This is a genomic window from Anaerostipes faecalis (genome assembly GCF_018982945.1).
In the GTDB taxonomy this organism is placed as follows: domain Bacteria; phylum Bacillota; class Clostridia; order Lachnospirales; family Lachnospiraceae; genus Anaerostipes; species Anaerostipes faecalis.
In genome coordinates this window covers 106,035-121,935 of record NZ_JABRXE010000002.1, presented here as the reverse complement: position 1 = coordinate 121,935, position 15,901 = coordinate 106,035, and the positions used below count along the sequence as shown (strand labels likewise).

Annotated in this window: 20 protein-coding genes and 1 riboswitch; all 20 genes read left to right on the top strand. The window is 36.9% G+C overall.

Going from position 1 to position 15,901, the window contains the following annotated elements:
- Positions 1-97: 97 nt before the first annotated feature.
- The 20 genes from KTB61_RS03585 (at position 98) to KTB61_RS03490 (ending at position 15,901) form a co-directional block, all read left to right on the top strand.
- Complete coding sequence (locus KTB61_RS03585) at positions 98-358, top strand: spore coat associated protein CotJA (RefSeq protein WP_287725502.1); 261 nt, start codon at positions 98-100, stop codon at positions 356-358.
- Positions 355-615, top strand: coding sequence for a spore coat protein CotJB (locus KTB61_RS03580; protein WP_216696817.1), 261 nt, complete (start codon positions 355-357; stop codon positions 613-615). Before KTB61_RS03585 ends, KTB61_RS03580 begins: the two co-directional genes overlap by 4 nt.
- Position 616: 1 nt before the next feature.
- Positions 617-1,219 (top strand): manganese catalase family protein, encoded by a 603-nt coding sequence (locus tag KTB61_RS03575; protein WP_075760376.1) that lies wholly within the window; start codon positions 617-619, stop codon positions 1,217-1,219.
- Between the two features lie 219 nt (positions 1,220-1,438).
- Complete coding sequence (locus tag KTB61_RS03570) at positions 1,439-1,705, top strand: PqqD family protein (protein WP_216696816.1); 267 nt, start codon at positions 1,439-1,441, stop codon at positions 1,703-1,705.
- A 4-nt stretch (positions 1,706-1,709) separates the two neighbouring features.
- On the top strand, positions 1,710-2,189 hold the full coding sequence (locus KTB61_RS03565; RefSeq protein ID WP_230973597.1) for a S24/S26 family peptidase: 480 nt from the start codon (positions 1,710-1,712) through the stop codon (positions 2,187-2,189).
- A 25-nt stretch (positions 2,190-2,214) separates the two neighbouring features.
- A complete protein-coding gene (locus tag KTB61_RS03560; protein WP_075760378.1) occupies positions 2,215-2,691 on the top strand; it encodes a 3-isopropylmalate dehydratase small subunit in 477 nt (158 codons plus the stop codon).
- A gap of 2 nt (positions 2,692-2,693) precedes the next feature.
- On the top strand, positions 2,694-3,935 hold the full coding sequence (locus tag KTB61_RS03555; protein WP_216696815.1) for a 3-isopropylmalate dehydratase large subunit: 1,242 nt from the start codon (positions 2,694-2,696) through the stop codon (positions 3,933-3,935).
- A 30-nt stretch (positions 3,936-3,965) separates the two neighbouring features.
- The gene (locus KTB61_RS03550) at positions 3,966-4,457 is read left to right on the top strand and encodes a LeuD/DmdB family oxidoreductase small subunit (RefSeq protein WP_075760380.1); all 492 of its coding nucleotides are present in this window, start codon (positions 3,966-3,968) and stop codon (positions 4,455-4,457) included.
- A 5-nt stretch (positions 4,458-4,462) separates the two neighbouring features.
- A complete protein-coding gene (locus KTB61_RS03545) occupies positions 4,463-5,704 on the top strand; it encodes a 3-isopropylmalate dehydratase large subunit (RefSeq protein WP_075760381.1) in 1,242 nt (413 codons plus the stop codon).
- An 88-nt stretch (positions 5,705-5,792) separates the two neighbouring features.
- On the top strand, positions 5,793-6,965 hold the full coding sequence (locus KTB61_RS03540) for a cation diffusion facilitator family transporter (RefSeq protein ID WP_216696814.1): 1,173 nt from the start codon (positions 5,793-5,795) through the stop codon (positions 6,963-6,965).
- A gap of 151 nt (positions 6,966-7,116) precedes the next feature.
- Positions 7,117-8,301, top strand: coding sequence for a MerR family transcriptional regulator (locus tag KTB61_RS03535; protein WP_075760383.1), 1,185 nt, complete (start codon positions 7,117-7,119; stop codon positions 8,299-8,301).
- 13 nt (positions 8,302-8,314) lie between these two features.
- Positions 8,315-9,160: a dTDP-4-dehydrorhamnose reductase gene (gene rfbD / locus KTB61_RS03530; RefSeq protein WP_216696813.1), complete on the top strand. Its 846-nt coding sequence runs from the start codon at positions 8,315-8,317 to the stop codon at positions 9,158-9,160.
- 10 nt (positions 9,161-9,170) lie between these two features.
- On the top strand, positions 9,171-9,725 hold the full coding sequence (rfbC, locus tag KTB61_RS03525; RefSeq protein WP_216696812.1) for a dTDP-4-dehydrorhamnose 3,5-epimerase: 555 nt from the start codon (positions 9,171-9,173) through the stop codon (positions 9,723-9,725).
- 30 nt (positions 9,726-9,755) lie between these two features.
- The gene (gene rfbA / locus KTB61_RS03520; RefSeq protein ID WP_075760603.1) at positions 9,756-10,637 is read left to right on the top strand and encodes a glucose-1-phosphate thymidylyltransferase RfbA; all 882 of its coding nucleotides are present in this window, start codon (positions 9,756-9,758) and stop codon (positions 10,635-10,637) included.
- Positions 10,638-10,649: 12 nt separating this feature from the next.
- A complete protein-coding gene (gene rfbB / locus KTB61_RS03515; protein WP_216696811.1) occupies positions 10,650-11,672 on the top strand; it encodes a dTDP-glucose 4,6-dehydratase in 1,023 nt (340 codons plus the stop codon).
- A gap of 2 nt (positions 11,673-11,674) precedes the next feature.
- Positions 11,675-12,169, top strand: a complete 495-nt coding sequence (locus KTB61_RS03510) for a VanZ family protein (RefSeq protein WP_216696810.1) — start codon at positions 11,675-11,677, stop codon at positions 12,167-12,169.
- Between the two features lie 7 nt (positions 12,170-12,176).
- Positions 12,177-12,938 carry an N-acetylmuramoyl-L-alanine amidase gene (locus KTB61_RS03505; protein ID WP_216696809.1) on the top strand — a complete coding sequence of 254 codons (762 nt, stop codon included), beginning with the start codon at positions 12,177-12,179 and terminating at the stop codon, positions 12,936-12,938.
- 115 nt (positions 12,939-13,053) lie between these two features.
- Positions 13,054-13,938: a DUF445 domain-containing protein gene (locus tag KTB61_RS03500; protein ID WP_216696808.1), complete on the top strand. Its 885-nt coding sequence runs from the start codon at positions 13,054-13,056 to the stop codon at positions 13,936-13,938.
- A gap of 96 nt (positions 13,939-14,034) precedes the next feature.
- A complete protein-coding gene (locus tag KTB61_RS03495; protein ID WP_230973596.1) occupies positions 14,035-14,817 on the top strand; it encodes a polysaccharide deacetylase family protein in 783 nt (260 codons plus the stop codon).
- A 38-nt stretch (positions 14,818-14,855) separates the two neighbouring features.
- Positions 14,856-15,032, top strand: a riboswitch (cobalamin riboswitch).
- Between the two features lie 176 nt (positions 15,033-15,208).
- Entirely contained in the window at positions 15,209-15,901 is a 693-nt protein-coding gene (locus tag KTB61_RS03490) for a DUF4430 domain-containing protein (protein ID WP_230973595.1), read from the top strand.

Here is a 15,901-nt window from a genome sequence, read left to right as displayed (position 1 = left end):
AACTTGTCTTTTTTTCCATAGTATCTTCTTATTGGAATCTGCACATTCTGTTATTGTTCACATAAACTGTTAGTACAGAGAAGAAAGGAGAATGTTTGTGGAAAAATATATGGGGCAGAACTGTTCTTGTCAGAGAGAGCGTTCTATGGAACCAAGATGTGAATATGATACACCTATGAGAAACCACGGAAGATGGAGTCATCGGCATGCCGGTGTTGATTCTATGGTCGTTGCAATGCAGTATGTTCCGTGGCAACATTGGAACCAGATTTATTGTCCGGAAGAAGGATTACGATATGGAACCATTTTTCCTGAACTGAATAAGCCATTTTATGGGAAAGGAGCCTGTCGTCGATGAATAAATATGATCAGAAAAAATTACTGGATTATATTGATGCAGTTAGCTTCGCTCTTATTGATACTACCATGTATTTAGATACTCATCCGGATGATCAGGAAGCAATCCTTCAGTTTCAAAAGTATCAAAGTGCAAGAAATAAGGCTTTAAAAGAGTATTCCCAATATTTTGAACCTTTAACCGTTGATTCAGCAGAAATTACGGATACGTTTACCTGGGCAACGACAAAATGGCCATGGATGAAGGAGGGATGTTGAGATGTGGAATTATGAGAAAAGACTGGAGTATCCGGTAAATATTAAACAGAACAATCCACAGCTGGCAAAAGTTATCATTACTCAGTATGGAGGCCCTAATGGAGAACTGGGAGCCTCTATGAGATATTTATCACAGCGTTTTGCTATGCCGTATAAAGAGGTTTGTGGAGTCCTTACTGATATTGGAACAGAAGAACTGGCACATCTGGAAATTGTTTCTACCATCGTCCATCAGCTGACCAGCGATTTAACACCAGAGCAAATTGTTGCAGGAGGATTTGACCAGTATTATGTGGATCATACTACAGGAGTATGGCCTCAGGCAGCCAGTGGAGAGCCGTTTAGTGCTTCTATGTTTCAGTCTGTTGGTGATCCGATTACAGACTTAAGTGAAGATCTTGCTGCGGAACAAAAGGCACGGACAACGTATGACAATCTGCTTCGCCTGATTAAAGATCCTGATGTGAGAGATCCTATTGCCTTTTTAAGACAGCGGGAGGTTGTGCATTTCCAGCGTTTTGGTGAAGCACTTCGCAGAGTTCAGGAACATTTGGATTCTAAAAACTTCTATGCCTTTAACCCGGCATTTGACTGTAAGTCATAAGGTGAAGAGTAAATTTTTTGCAAAGAAGAGCCATTTTATCGTGGCTCTTTTTGTGTTTTAACATAAGGTATGATAAGATAAGGACAACACAGTTATGATTCAGAAAAAGAAATAAGAGATAGAGAAAAAGGAGGAAGAGAAATACTTCTTCCTTTTCTGTTGATTTTAGAGTAGAATAGAATGAGGTGTATTTAAATAAGGGTATTTTAGGAGGAAAAAATGAAACGAAATTCTGATTTTATGCTTAGAAATATTGCAGGTGAAGTTGTTTTGGTACCAACCGGTCAGGCAACCCAGCAATTTAATGGGCTGATCACATTAAATGAAGTCGCAGCCTTTATCTGGAAAAATCTGGACGAAGCAGGAACCAGAGAACAGCTGGTTAAAATGATCCTGGATGAATTTGAAGTTGATCAGAAGACAGCAGAGGCTGATGTTGATGGATTTATAAATGCTTTAAAAGAACATGATATGATAGTTGAGTAATTGAATGATGAAAATAGTTGATAATGAGAAACTGATTCCGGTATTAAGGGAATTGATACAGCAAGGAAAATCTGTAAATCTACTGATTAGTGGCAGCAGTATGAGTCCCTTTTTGATTCATCACAGGGATTATATTATATTTGAAAAGCCAGAAAAGCCATTAAAGAGAGGTAATATGGTTTTTTATCAGAGACCTAACGGCGCATATGTGATGCATAGAATCCATCATATTGATAAGAAGGGTAATCTGTTTATAATTGGTGATGCACAAACACAGATAGAAGGACCTGTGGATCAGAACTGTGTATTTGGAATCGTCACGAAAGTAAAGAGAAAAGGAAAATGGATAGAACCAGGAGATTTCTGGTGGGAGTTTTTTGAACATATATGGGTTCATATGATACCAGTACGTCATCTTTGTACAAAACTATATGGAATAATATACAGAATACGTTCAGCCGTATCTGTAGAAGATAAAAAATAATAAGACTTTAAAAGGAGGAAATGTTATGGGACAGGTTTTTAAGTTTCATAATGATGTAGATACTGACCAGATTATTGCATCCCAGTATTTACTTTTGCCAAATATTGAAGAAATGAAAGTGTATACTTTTGAATCAATTGACAAAGATTTTGCAAAAAAAGTGAAGGAAGGGGATATTGTTGTTGCAGGAGAGAATTTTGGATGTGGTTCTTCCAGAGAACAGGCACCAAGTGTATTAAAAGCACTGGGTGTGAAAGCAGTTGTTGCTAAATCTTTTGCACGAATTTTTTATAGAAATTCAATTAATATCGGGCTGCCGGTCATTATAAGCAAAGATCTGTATGATAAAGTGGAAGATCAGGACCAGATAGAAATTGACTTGACTAAAGGATTAATAGAACTGGATAAGGAGACACTTCCTTGTACAAAATTACCACCATATATGCAGAATATTTTAGATAATGGTGGATTGATCAGTTTTTTGAATAAGGAGGAAGCATAAATATGGGAATGACCATTGGAGAAAAAATTATTGCACGTGCTGCAAAGGTTGATCAGGTGAAAGCAGGAGAAATTCATACCATTGAAGTGGATCGTCTTATGAGTAATGACGGAACAACACATCTGACCATTGATATGTATCATAATCAGCTGAAAAATCCTCGTATTGCGGATAAAGATAAACTGGTGTTTATTATGGACCATAATGTACCGGCTGAGAATCCAAAGACAGCAGCAGCTCATCGTAAAATGCGTAATTTTGCCAAAGAACATGATATTAAGCTGTATGAAGGAAAAGGTGTCTGTCATCAGATCATGTTGGAAAACCATGTATGTCCTGGAGAATTTATTATGGGTGCCGATTCCCATACATGTACATATGGAGCACTGGGAGCTTTTGGAACTGGAATTGGATGTACAGATTTCCTGTATGCCATGGTAACAGGACAATCCTGGGTACTGGTGCCTGAAACCATTCGTTTTGAATTGACAGGTAAATTAAAAGAGGGAGTGTATGCCCGCGATCTGATGCTTTCCATTATCGGAATGGTTGGAGCAAATGGCTGCAACTATAAAGTTATGGAGTTTGCAGGTGAAGGTGCTCATAATCTTGATATTGATGAACGTCTGGTACTTTGTAATCTGGCAGTGGAAGCAGGAGCAAAAACCGGTATTGTAGAGCCAGATGAAAAAGTAGTGGAGTATATTGAAAGTCGCGGACGAAAAGCAGATAATCTGTTTGTCAGTGATGATGATGCGGAATTTGAAAAAGTATATCATATTAATCTTGATGAGATTGAACCGGTAGTTGCAAGACCTCATCAGATTGATGATGTAGTTCCTGTTGGTGAAGTGCAGGATGTCAAAATCGATGAGGCATTTTTAGGTTCATGTAACAATGGGCGAATTGAAGAACTGCGTGTTGCCGCAGAAATCTTAAAAGGTAAAAAAGTTAATGACCATGTAAGATTTATTATTGCACCGGCATCAAATGAAGTATATTTACAGGCATTAGAAGAAGGACTCATTGATATTTTCATGGAGTCAGGAGCTATGGTGATGAACTGTAACTGCAGTGTCTGCTGGGGAAGCTGTCAGGGGGTTATTGGAGAAGGAGAAGTATTAATATCTACCGGAACCAGAAACTTTAAAGGACGTGCAGGACATCCGGATTCCTTTGTATATCTTGGATCAGCAGCAACAGTAACAGCGTCAGCAATTGCAGGAACTATTGTAGGCGCATAGGAATATTTTATATAGAAAAGGAAGTTTAATATGGAACAGTTTACAGGTAAAGTCTGGGTGCTGGGTGATGATATTGATACGGATATTATTATTCCTACAGAATATCTGGCACTTCCGACAGTAGAAGATATGAAACAGTATGGATTTTCACCACTTCGTCCGGAACTTGCAGGACAGATTGGTGAAGGAGACATTATTGTTGCAGGGAAAAACTTTGGATGCGGATCTTCCAGAGAACAGGCACCAGAAATCATCAAGGCACTGAAAATTAAATGTGTCATTGCAAAGTCATTTGCCAGAATCTTTTTCCGCAATTCCATTAATAACGGGTTGCTTTTAATTGAAAATGACAAGATTCAGGATGCAGTAAAAGAGGGAGATACCATTGATGTAACCCTTGGAGAAAAAATTGTACATAACGGTGAAACATATGAGATTCATTCTCTTCCGGATAATCTGATGGAAATCATCAATGCCGGTGGATTAGTGGAAGCAATGAAAAAAAGAAACGGGGTGAAATAAGTATCATGGGAAGTACAATGATTGAAAAGATTATCAGCAGAAATATTGGAGCTGAGTCAGTTAAACCAGGACAAATTGTTACGGTAAATGTGGATCGTGTTATGATACATGATATTTTTATCCCTTTTGTTGCAGATAAATTTGAAGAAATGGGATTTACAAAGTTATGGGATCCTGACAAAGTTGTTTTGATTTATGATCACATGGTACCGGCAAGTACTGTGGATGATATTCGTCATTTCAAAATTGGAGATGCATTTGCTGAAAAATACGGAATGACCCATGTTCACAGAAGTGATGGAATCTGCCATCAGCTAATGACAGAATGCGGTTATGCAAAACCAGGAAATATTGTGTTTGGAACAGATTCACACACAACAACTTATGGATGTGTCGGATGTTTCTCTTCAGGTATCGGATATACAGAAATGGCATCTATTCTTGGTACAGGGGAATTGTGGGTAAGAGTTCCTGAAACCATTAAAGTTGTGGTAAATGGAAAATTACCGGAAAATGTCAGTGCAAAAGATATTATTTTAAGACTGATTGGTGATTTGAGAGCTGACGGAGCAACGTATAAAGCATTAGAATTTTCAGGAAGCACTATTGATGAAATGAGTGTTGCATCCAGAATGAGTATGTCTAATATGGCGATTGAAGCTGGTGCAAAATGTGCTTTGTTTGCACCAGATGAGAAGACAGCCGAATATTCTAATGTTGAACTATCTGATGTGGATTGGATTTACGGGGATGAAGATGCCCAGTATTGTCAGACGATTACATATAATGCGGAAGATCTGGTACCAGTGGTTGCCTGTCCATCTCAGGTGGATAAGATTCGTAATGTCAAAGAAGTTGAAGGTACAGAACTTGATCAGGTCTTTATTGGATCTTGTACCAATGGACGTCTGGAAGATTTGAAAGCAGCTGCAGAGATTTTAGATGGAAAGAAGGTTGCAGATTATGTAAAACTCATTGTAACTCCAGCCAGCAGAAAAATTTACAAAGAAGCTGCAAAGGCAGGTTATTTAACCATTTTAGCCAAGGCTGGAGCCATTATTACACAGCCGGGATGTGGACTTTGCTGCGGACGTGCGGGAGGAATTCTTACTGACGGAGAAAAAATTCTGGCAACAAATAATCGAAATTTCCTTGGAAGAATGGGAACATCTAAGGTTGAAATATATCTTGGATCACCAAAAACAGCAGCAGCTTCTGCTGTTGCAGGGAAAATTGTAGAAGCATAATGTTTAAATAGATGTTCCCCGTTTTATGTGCGTAAAGCTATAAGCGGGGGATAACAAATATATATGAAAGAATAGGACAGAAAATAAGATGACGAATTTATTAATTTCTTTTTTTATTAAAGATAAGGATAATGTAAAGGATGCAAAGGTACGAAACGCATATGGCGTGCTTGGAGGAATCGTAGGAATTGGCTGTAATATTATGTTATTTATCTGTAAGTTTTTTGCAGGAATTATTACCGGAGCAATTTCTATTACGGCAGATGCATTTAATAATCTTGCGGATGCGGCTTCTTCCATTATCACGTTAATTGGTTTTCATATGGCGGGGAAGCCTGCAGATGAGGATCATCCATTCGGACATGGAAGAATGGAGTATATTTCAGGACTTATTGTTGCATTGGCAATTTTGATGATGGGTGTAGAATTATTTAAGACTGCAGTATCTAAGATTGTGAATCCAGAAGAAATAACCTTTCAGGCAGTATCAATTATAATTTTAGTATTATCAATTCTTGTAAAATTCTGGATGTCTGTATTTAATAATAAAATAGGGGATAAAATTCAGTCAGAGACAATGAAAGCTACCGCAATGGATAGTCTGAATGACTGTATTTCCACAGCTGCTGTTCTTGGTGGAATGCTTATCTTCCATTTTATGGGATATAATCTGGATGGATATATAGGAATTTTTGTAGCATGTTTTGTCCTTTGGGGTGGCTATGGTGCAGTCAGAGACACGCTAGATCCTCTTTTAGGTGAAACACCGGATCCAGAGCTGGTTGAGAATATTGAAGATATGGTTATGCGTCATGATATGATTATTGGAATTCATGATATGATAGTCCATGATTATGGCCCGGGTCGGAGAATTGTATCTCTTCATGCAGAAGTTCCATATAATGTTGATATTTTAGAAGCTCATGATCTGATCGATCATGTGGAAATGCGTCTGATGCAGGAATATCGATGCGAGGCAACAATTCATATGGATCCGGTTGTAATAGACGATGAAGAAACTACTAAGAGCAAACAGCTTGTGGAAACCTTGATTCATAATTACGATGAGACATTATCCATTCATGATTTTCGTATGGTGAAAGGAAAGACTCATACAAATGTAATTTTTGATATGGTAATCCCATATGGGGAAAATTATCAGGTAAATAAAATTGTGAAAGATGTCCGACAAAAAATTCAGCAGGAGCTGCCGGGAAATCATTTTGCAGTGATTAAGGTTGATCGAAATATGGTGATGTAGTGAAAATTGAAAAAACAAAAATTTTATTCAGAAAATAAAGAGAAAAAGAAAAGATAGATTGGTATATAATCTGTCTTTTTCTTTTTTTTCTTGACAGTTCCCTTACGTTACCCTTTATGATAGACTAAAGAGAGAATCAGGAGGTATGGCCATGACCAAAGATGGATATTATACATCCGGGGAGTTTGCCAGAAAGGCGAATGTAACTCTTCGCACGATTCGTTATTATGATCGGCAGGGGATTTTAAAACCCAGTAAAGTTGCAGATAACGGATATCGTCTATATACAGATGCTGATTTTGCTAAGCTTCAGAAAATTCTGTCTTTAAAGTATCTTGGATTTTCTCTGGAAGAAATCATGACAATGACAATTAACGATAATGACAGAGATTATATAAAAGAATCCATAAGACTTCAGTTGAATCTGGTACAGAAAAAGATGGAACATTTAAAGATGGTAGAACAGTCCCTGAAGGATACAGCGAAACGTATGGAGAATGCGGAAGAAATTGATTGGAATGAGGTCATCAACTTACTGCATGTAACTAATATGGAAAAGAGTCTGGTGGAACAATATAAGAATTCTTCTAATTTAAATATTCGGATTGGACTTCATCAGAAATATTCACAGAACCCGGTTCCATGGTTTGACTGGATTTTTCAGCAGATTCATTTGCAAAAAGGAGAAAAAGTTCTAGAGCTTGGTTGCGGTACAGGAGAACTGTGGAAAGGACACGGGAAAGAGATTCCAGAAGGAGTAAAGATTATTTTATCTGATCAGTCTAAAGGAATGGTTGAAGATGCTAAAAAGAATATAAATGATGATTCTGGAATGTTTTCCTATGAGACATTTGACTGTAATGTAATTCCAAAAGAAAATCATAAATTTGATAAAGTTATAGCTAATCATGTGCTGTTCTATCTTCCGGATCGGCAGAAAGTATTTCGGGAAGTGCATAGGGTTTTAAAGCCGGGAGGCTGTTTTATCTGTAGTACATATGGATCACAGCATATGCAGGAAATTACTCAGCTGGTAAAAGAATTTGATAAGAGAATTATATTATCTGCCAATACATTATATGATGTGTTTGGACTGGAAAATGGAGAAAAGCAGTTAAGACAGGTTTTTACGGAAGTAGAAGAAATTGATTATCAGGATGAACTTCTGGTAGATCAGCCGGAACCGTTGATTTCTTATATTTTATCCTGTCATGGAAATCAGCATGAATATTTAAATCACAGATATCTGGAGTTTAAAGAATTTGTCCGAAAAAAAATTGCAACAGAAAAAATTATGAGAATAACCAAATCTGCAGGAATTTTTATTTGCAAATAAGAAAGGAAAAGATATGAAAGTTTTTGTAACAGGTGTAAAAGGTCAGCTTGGTCATGATGTAATGAATGAGTTGAAAAAGCGGGAAATTCATGCCATTGGTGTGGATATTGATGAAATGGACATTACAGATGCAGATCAGGTGGAAAAAGTAATTAGAGATGCGGCACCGGATGCCGTGATTCATTGTGCAGCCTATACAGCAGTGGATGCAGCAGAAGAAAATGTGGATATTTGCCGAAAAGTTAATGCACAGGGAACAGAAAATATTGCAAAAGTATGTGAAACATTGGACATTAAAATGATGTACATTAGTACTGATTATGTATTTAATGGACAAGGGGAAAGACCATGGGAGCCAGACGATGAAAGGGAACCATTAAATGTTTATGGACAGACCAAATATGAAGGTGAACTGGCAGTTGAAAAATATGTAAAGAAATTTTTTACCGTCCGTATTGCATGGGTATTTGGAATTAATGGAAAGAATTTTATTAAAACAATGCTGAACCTGGGGAAAACACATGATAAATTGACGGTTGTCAATGATCAGACAGGTTCTCCGACTTATACTTATGATCTGGCAAGACTTTTGGTTGATATGATTCAGACAGAAAAATATGGAAGATATCATGCAACCAATGAAGGGCTTTGTACCTGGTATGAGTTCGCCTGTGAGATTTTTAAACAGGCAGGAATGGATGTTTCTGTATCACCGGTAACAAGTGATGAATATCCATCCAAAGCAAAACGTCCGGCAAACAGTCGGATGGATAAGAGTAAATTAGCAGAAAACGGATTTCAGCAGTTACCTGAATGGCAGGATGCTTTAAAGAGATACTTAAAAGAGATTGAATATTAGGAGGAAAATCATGGGAAAAATCACAGTCACACCTTGTGAAATCGAAGGACTTTATGTTATTGAACCAACAGTATTTAAAGATGAAAGAGGATATTTTGTAGAAACTTACAATCAAAATGATATGAAAGAAGCCGGACTTGATATGGTATTTGTACAGGATAATCAGTCCATGTCAACCAGAGGTGTTTTAAGAGGTCTTCATTTTCAGAAACAGTATCCTCAGGGAAAACTGGTTCGTGTGGTCAGGGGAAAAGTGTTTGATGTTGCAGTGGATTTAAGATCAAATTCTAAAACTTACGGAAAATGGTTTGGTGTAGAATTGTCTGCTGAAAATATGAAACAGTTTTACATTCCAGAAGGGTTTGCACATGGATTCCTGGTTCTTTCAGACGAAGCAGAATTCTGTTATAAATGTACTGATTTTTATCATCCGGGAGATGAAGGTGGACTTCTTTGGAGTGATGAGGAAATCGGTGTAGACTGGCCTCTGGAAGAAGGAGTTGATCTGATTATTTCAGAAAAAGACCAGAAATGGAAAGGTTTAAGTGAAACATTTAAGTTTTAAATGGAAAAAGAAAGGAATGGTGAACTGCCAATGAAAGGAATTATACTTGCCGGAGGATCTGGTACAAGATTGTATCCACTGACAATGGTAACATCTAAACAGCTGCTTCCAATTTATGATAAACCTATGATATATTATCCTCTTTCTGTGTTGATGAATGCAGGAATTCGTGAAATTCTGATCATATCCACACCAGACGATACACCAAGATTTCAAGCTCTTCTGGGAGATGGACATCAGTTTGGAATAAATCTCCAATATGCAGTACAGCCTTCTCCAGACGGACTTGCGCAGGCCTTTATTATCGGAGAGGAATTTATCGGGGATGATAGCGTTGCCATGGTTCTCGGAGATAATATTTTCCACGGGCATGGATTAAAGAAACGTTTGCTTCGTGCAGCTAATAAAAAGCAGGGGGCAACAGTCTTTGGCTATTATGTGGATGATCCGGAACGATTTGGTATTGTAGAATTTGATTCCGATGGGAAAGCAGTATCTATTGAAGAAAAACCAGAAAAACCTAAATCAAATTATTGTGTGACAGGATTATATTTTTATGACAACCGTGTTGTAGAATATGCAAAACAATTGAAACCGTCAGCTCGTGGAGAATTGGAAATTACAGATTTAAATAAGATTTATCTGGAACATGGAGAGCTGGAAGTTGAACTTCTGGGGCAGGGATTCACATGGCTGGATACAGGAACTCATGAATCTCTTGTGGAGGCAACTAACTTTGTAAAAACGGTAGAGACACATCAGCATAGAAAAATAGCCTGTCTGGAAGAAATCGCCTATTTAAATCACTGGATTACAAAAGATCAGTTGATGACAGATATCGAACCGTTAAAGAAAAATCAGTATGGACAATATCTCTTGGATGTAATGGCAGGAAAATTTTTGGATAAGTAAGGAGAAGTATTAATGAAAATATTAGTAACAGGTGGAGCCGGGTTTATCGGCGGAAATTTTGTTCATCATATGGTAAACAAATATCCTGATGATGAAATCGTAAATCTGGATCTTCTGACCTATGCAGGAAATCTGGAAACATTAAAACCAGTGGAAGATAAATCCAATTATAAATTTGTAAAAGGTGATATTGCAGACCGTCCGTTTATTATGGATTTGTTTGAAAAAGAAAAATTTGATATTGTAGTAAACTTTGCAGCAGAAAGTCATGTGGATCGTTCCATAGAAGATCCATCTATTTTTGTGAAAACTAATGTTGAAGGAACTGTGGTCCTTTTGGATGCAGCAAAAAAATATGGTGTGAAACGTTATCATCAGGTATCTACCGATGAAGTATACGGAGATCTTCCATTGGACCGACCAGATTTATTCTTTACAGAAGAAACCCCTCTTCATACTTCAAGTCCATATAGCAGTTCCAAAGCAAGTGCAGATTTATTTGTTCTTGCATATCATAGAACCTTTGGATTGCCAGTGACGATTTCCAGATGTTCCAACAACTATGGACCATATCACTTTCCAGAAAAACTGATTCCTTTAATGATCAGCCGTGCACTGGCAGATGAAGAACTCCCTGTTTATGGAAAGGGTGAAAATGTACGTGACTGGCTTCATGTATCAGATCACTGTGAAGCCATTGATCTGATTATTCACAAGGGAAAAGTTGGTGAAGTTTATAATGTTGGAGGACATAATGAACGTACAAATCTGGAAGTTGTTAAAACAATCCTTAAAGCGCTGGATAAACCGGAAAGTCTGATTAAGTTTGTTACAGATCGTCCAGGACATGATATGCGTTATGCTATTGATCCAACGAAACTGGAAACAGAGCTTGGATGGAAACCGCAGTACAATTTTGATACTGGAATTAAACAGACTATTCAATGGTATCTGGATAACAAAGAATGGTGGCAGAACATTTTATCCGGAGAATATGCAAATTATTTTGACAAGATGTACGGAAATCGTTTATAAATATGATGATATATGAAAGAAAGGAACGGCTGTTATACTGGGGTATAACAGTCGTTCTTATGATAGTTATTTTTTTATTTTCTGCCAAAACAGGAGATTCATCTTCGAAAATGAGCATTGGATATGCAAAAGTATTAGCGAAACTTCTTGGACGAATTGGCATTTTTGATGTTTCTACTCCGGCATTGCTGATGATGCATGCAGAAAGTGTTCATACCTTTGTGCGAAAAATGGCACATTTTACAGAATATGCAGTGCTGGGATTTTTTAGTTATCAGGCAATCACCTGTGATCTGCCAAATTCTAAAAAATCAGTCATTACGGCTCAGATACTTTGCACAAGTTATGCCATAACAGATGAAATTCATCAAATTTTTGTTCCAGGAAGAGAAGGAAAGGTATTTGATGTGGGCATCGATAGTTTTGGGGCGTTGACTGGAATTATTCTGGCACATTTTCTGTTTCAGTACATAGAATATCACAAGGAATCAATGTGAGGTTTTTATGCCAGGAGTAATTTTAGATGCGGGGCATGGTGGTTTTGACAATGGAGCCCAATATAATGGAAGAAGAGAAAAAGATGATAATCTTCGTCTGACTCTTGCAGTTGGAGAGATTCTTGCCCGAAATGGAATACCTGTTTCTTATACCAGACAAAGTGATATTTATCAGTCTCCATCGGAAAAGGCAAGAATTGGAAATGCCAGTGGAGCAGATTATTTTATTTCATTTCACCGGAATTCCAGTCCCAATGCCAACCAGTATCATGGAGTGGAAACGCTGGTGTTTGATGACAGTGGAAGAAAAGCAGAGATGGCCAGGAATATAAATGCACAGCTGGAGAATATTGGGTTTCGAAATATCGGAGTGCAGACAAGGCCGAATTTAACAGTACTTCGAAGGACTAATATTCCTGCAGTGCTAATTGAAACGGGATTTATAAATTCTGATCAGGATAATGAACGATTTGATGAACGATTCCAGGATATTGCTCAGGCAATTGCTGATGGAATTATGGAAGCCATAGGAACGGGACAGATGCCTTTAAGTGGTATTTACCGGGTGCAGATTGGGTTATACAGAAATTTTTCCAATGCGCAGTATGCGTTAAACGAGGCAGTTGCTCAGGGATTTGATGGAGATATTGTATATGAAGCACCTTATTATGCAGTTCAGCTGGGAGAATTTGATACATTAGATGAAGCTGTAAATCTGGAAAATCAGCTAAAGCAAAAAGGATATGATACGTTGGTTGTAAAAAAGTAAATATTTAAAACAAAGAGCCTTATTTCAAAAATTATGAAATAAGGCTCTATTCAATAAAAATATAATTTGTTATAATGCTTGCTGAGAATGTCTGAGAGAAAGGAAGATGAGAAAAATGGAAATTATACAGATGTTGTCAGGTCCTTTTATTGGAGCATTGATAGGATATTGTACCAACTATATTGCAGTGAAAATGCTGTTTCGCCCGTTAAAACCTGTAATGATTGGAGGAATTCAACTGCCATTTACTCCTGGAATTATTCCAAAAAGAAAGCCAGAGCTTGCAAAAGCAGTTGGAAAAGCGGTGGGAAATTCTTTGCTTCGTACAGAAGATCTGGAACAGGTTCTGATTTCAGAAGAAATGAAAGATACAATTACAGAAGGAATCATGAACTCTCTTGAAGCAGAGATTCATGGGAAAAATATAGAAGAATTTCTTCAGGGAGTTATAGAGGAAGAAAAATATCAGGGAAAAAGAGAAAAATTAAAAGATTATGCAACAGAAAGAGTCGTAAATGCAATATCTGATATTGATATCGGAACTTTGCTTGCACAGAAAGGACAAGCGGTACTGAGTCAGATGGGCGGTATGCTGGCAATGTTTATAAATGAAGATACTATTCAGATGATCACACAGCCTTTGGGAGAAAAAATAAAAGAATATATTAATAATGAGGGGAAAGAGCTGATTGAAGAGCGCATATCAATTGAAATCCAGAGAATAGAGACAATGGGAATGGAAAATGTTTTTAATGATAGTGTTAAGGAGCATATGAAGGAATCAATAAAAGAAATGTATGATCGTCTGGTCAAAGGAAATATTACTATTATTATGAAACATTTTAAAATACAGGAAATTGTAGAATCCAAGATTAATGATATGGATGCTATTCAACTGGAAAAACTGGTTATGTCAGTGATGAAAAATGAACTTGGAATGATTGTAAATCTAGGTGCTATCATAGGATTTGTGATTGGAATATTGAATGTATTTATTTAACAGACTTCCAATGGGCATTTTCAGCTTGTTGCCAATAAGATGGAAAAATTATGTAAATAAAAGCATAGACTGTTAAAAAAGATTGGGAATGATTTTTTGAAGCCTTATCATAAGATTTTATCCAAAATAACGGTTATTATCATTTTTTGTCTCTCTGTGTTCGGTGTGTTTAAAAATATGCAGGAATTTCTTCAGAAAAATATTTATGTCTGGGATGAGAGAGAAGAACGGAAAATTCCTATTTACTGTGTAGATACCAAAGAAAAGGTTTTAAGTCTTACTTTTGATGTGGCATGGGGAAATGAAGATATGAATGATATTCTTCAGATACTGAAAAATGAGAAGGTAAAGGTCACATTTTTCTTTTCTGGTGACTGGATAAACAGATATCCCAAAGATGTGAAGAAGGTATTTAAAGAAGGTCATGATATTGGAAATCATGGTGATAATCATAAATATATGACTAAATTATCCAAAGAGGAACAGCAAAAAGAAATTCAGGGAGCTCATGATAAAGTAAAGGGTTTGCTGGGAATTTCAATGGATTTGTTTCGTCCGCCATATGGTGACTATAATTCTGAAGTTATAAAAAATGCGGAAGAAATGGGGTATTACAGTATTCAATGGAGTGTAGACAGCCTGGACTGGATGGAACCGGGAGTAGATGAAGTTATTAATAAGGTATGCAATCATAAGGCACTGGAAAATGGAGCTATCATTTTGATGCATACAGGAACAAAATGTACGAAAGAAGCATTGCAGCCAATGATTCAGGATTTGAAGAAAAAAGGCTATAAATTTGTACCGGTGTCTCAATTGATTTATCGCAAAGGTTATCGGATAGATCCAACAGGAAAACAGAAAAAGTATAGCTATTGACAAAAAACAGAGAAATAGGGATAATATTAAAAAATAAACAAATTGCATAATTTAATGGTTGTTCTGTAATGGAGCATGAAATTGGAATCAGGTGTGAATCCTGAGCGGTCCCGCCGCCGTGATGAGGAGTCAAAGCAAAGATACCACTGGGAAACTGGGAAGGTGCCAAGACGTTGAATCAGAGCCGGAATACTTGCCATTATCTAAGGATATACTTTACGATGAATAGAGTCGTTCTCTTGATGCAAATAATAATGCCATATCTTTTTTGTGCAAAGAAGGATCAGTACATGGATACTATAATTTTTCTTTGGATTGAAGATGTGGTTTGTTCTGTGTACTAAAGTAGATCCTTAAATGCAAAATGATAAGCATGGAGGATCTATTTTTTATGAAAAAAATTATTACATGGCTGTTGATCGTAATGATGATGATTTCTGTTACAGCCTGCACCAAAGAAGATGAAAGCAAAAATCAGGCAAAGCAGGAAACTGCAACACAAAAGACCTTATCAACAGAAACGAAGAAAGAAAAGAGTACGGAAAAAAAGCAGGCTAAGTCAGAGAAAAAAGGAAAAGAAACACAAAAAAAGAAAAAGTCAAAGAAAACGGGAAAAAACCAAGAGGTAACAGAGACAAAGAAATCTGAAAAGAAATCTACAACAAAAAATGAAACAAAAACTACCGAGAAAAAGAAAGAACAAAGTACCACCGCCAATACTACAAGTGCAAAGGATGAACATTATTGTCAGATAGTGATCAGCTGTAAAACTGTACTAAATCATAAAGAACAGCTTCAGTCTAATTATCAAATCCCATCTGGTGGAAGAATTTACAGTGGGAAAATAAAGATTGAAGAGGGGGATACAGCTATGACGGTTCTTAGAAAAACCGGTGTGGAAATTGACACATCTAAGGGTTATGTTCAGGGCATTGATGGATTATATGAATTTGACTGTGGAAGAAATAGCGGATGGATGTATAAAGTCAACGGGAACTTTCCTAATGTAGGAGCATCACAGTATAAGCTCGACGATGGAGATGAAGTACAATGGTTGTATACCTGTGAAAAAGGGGATTTATAG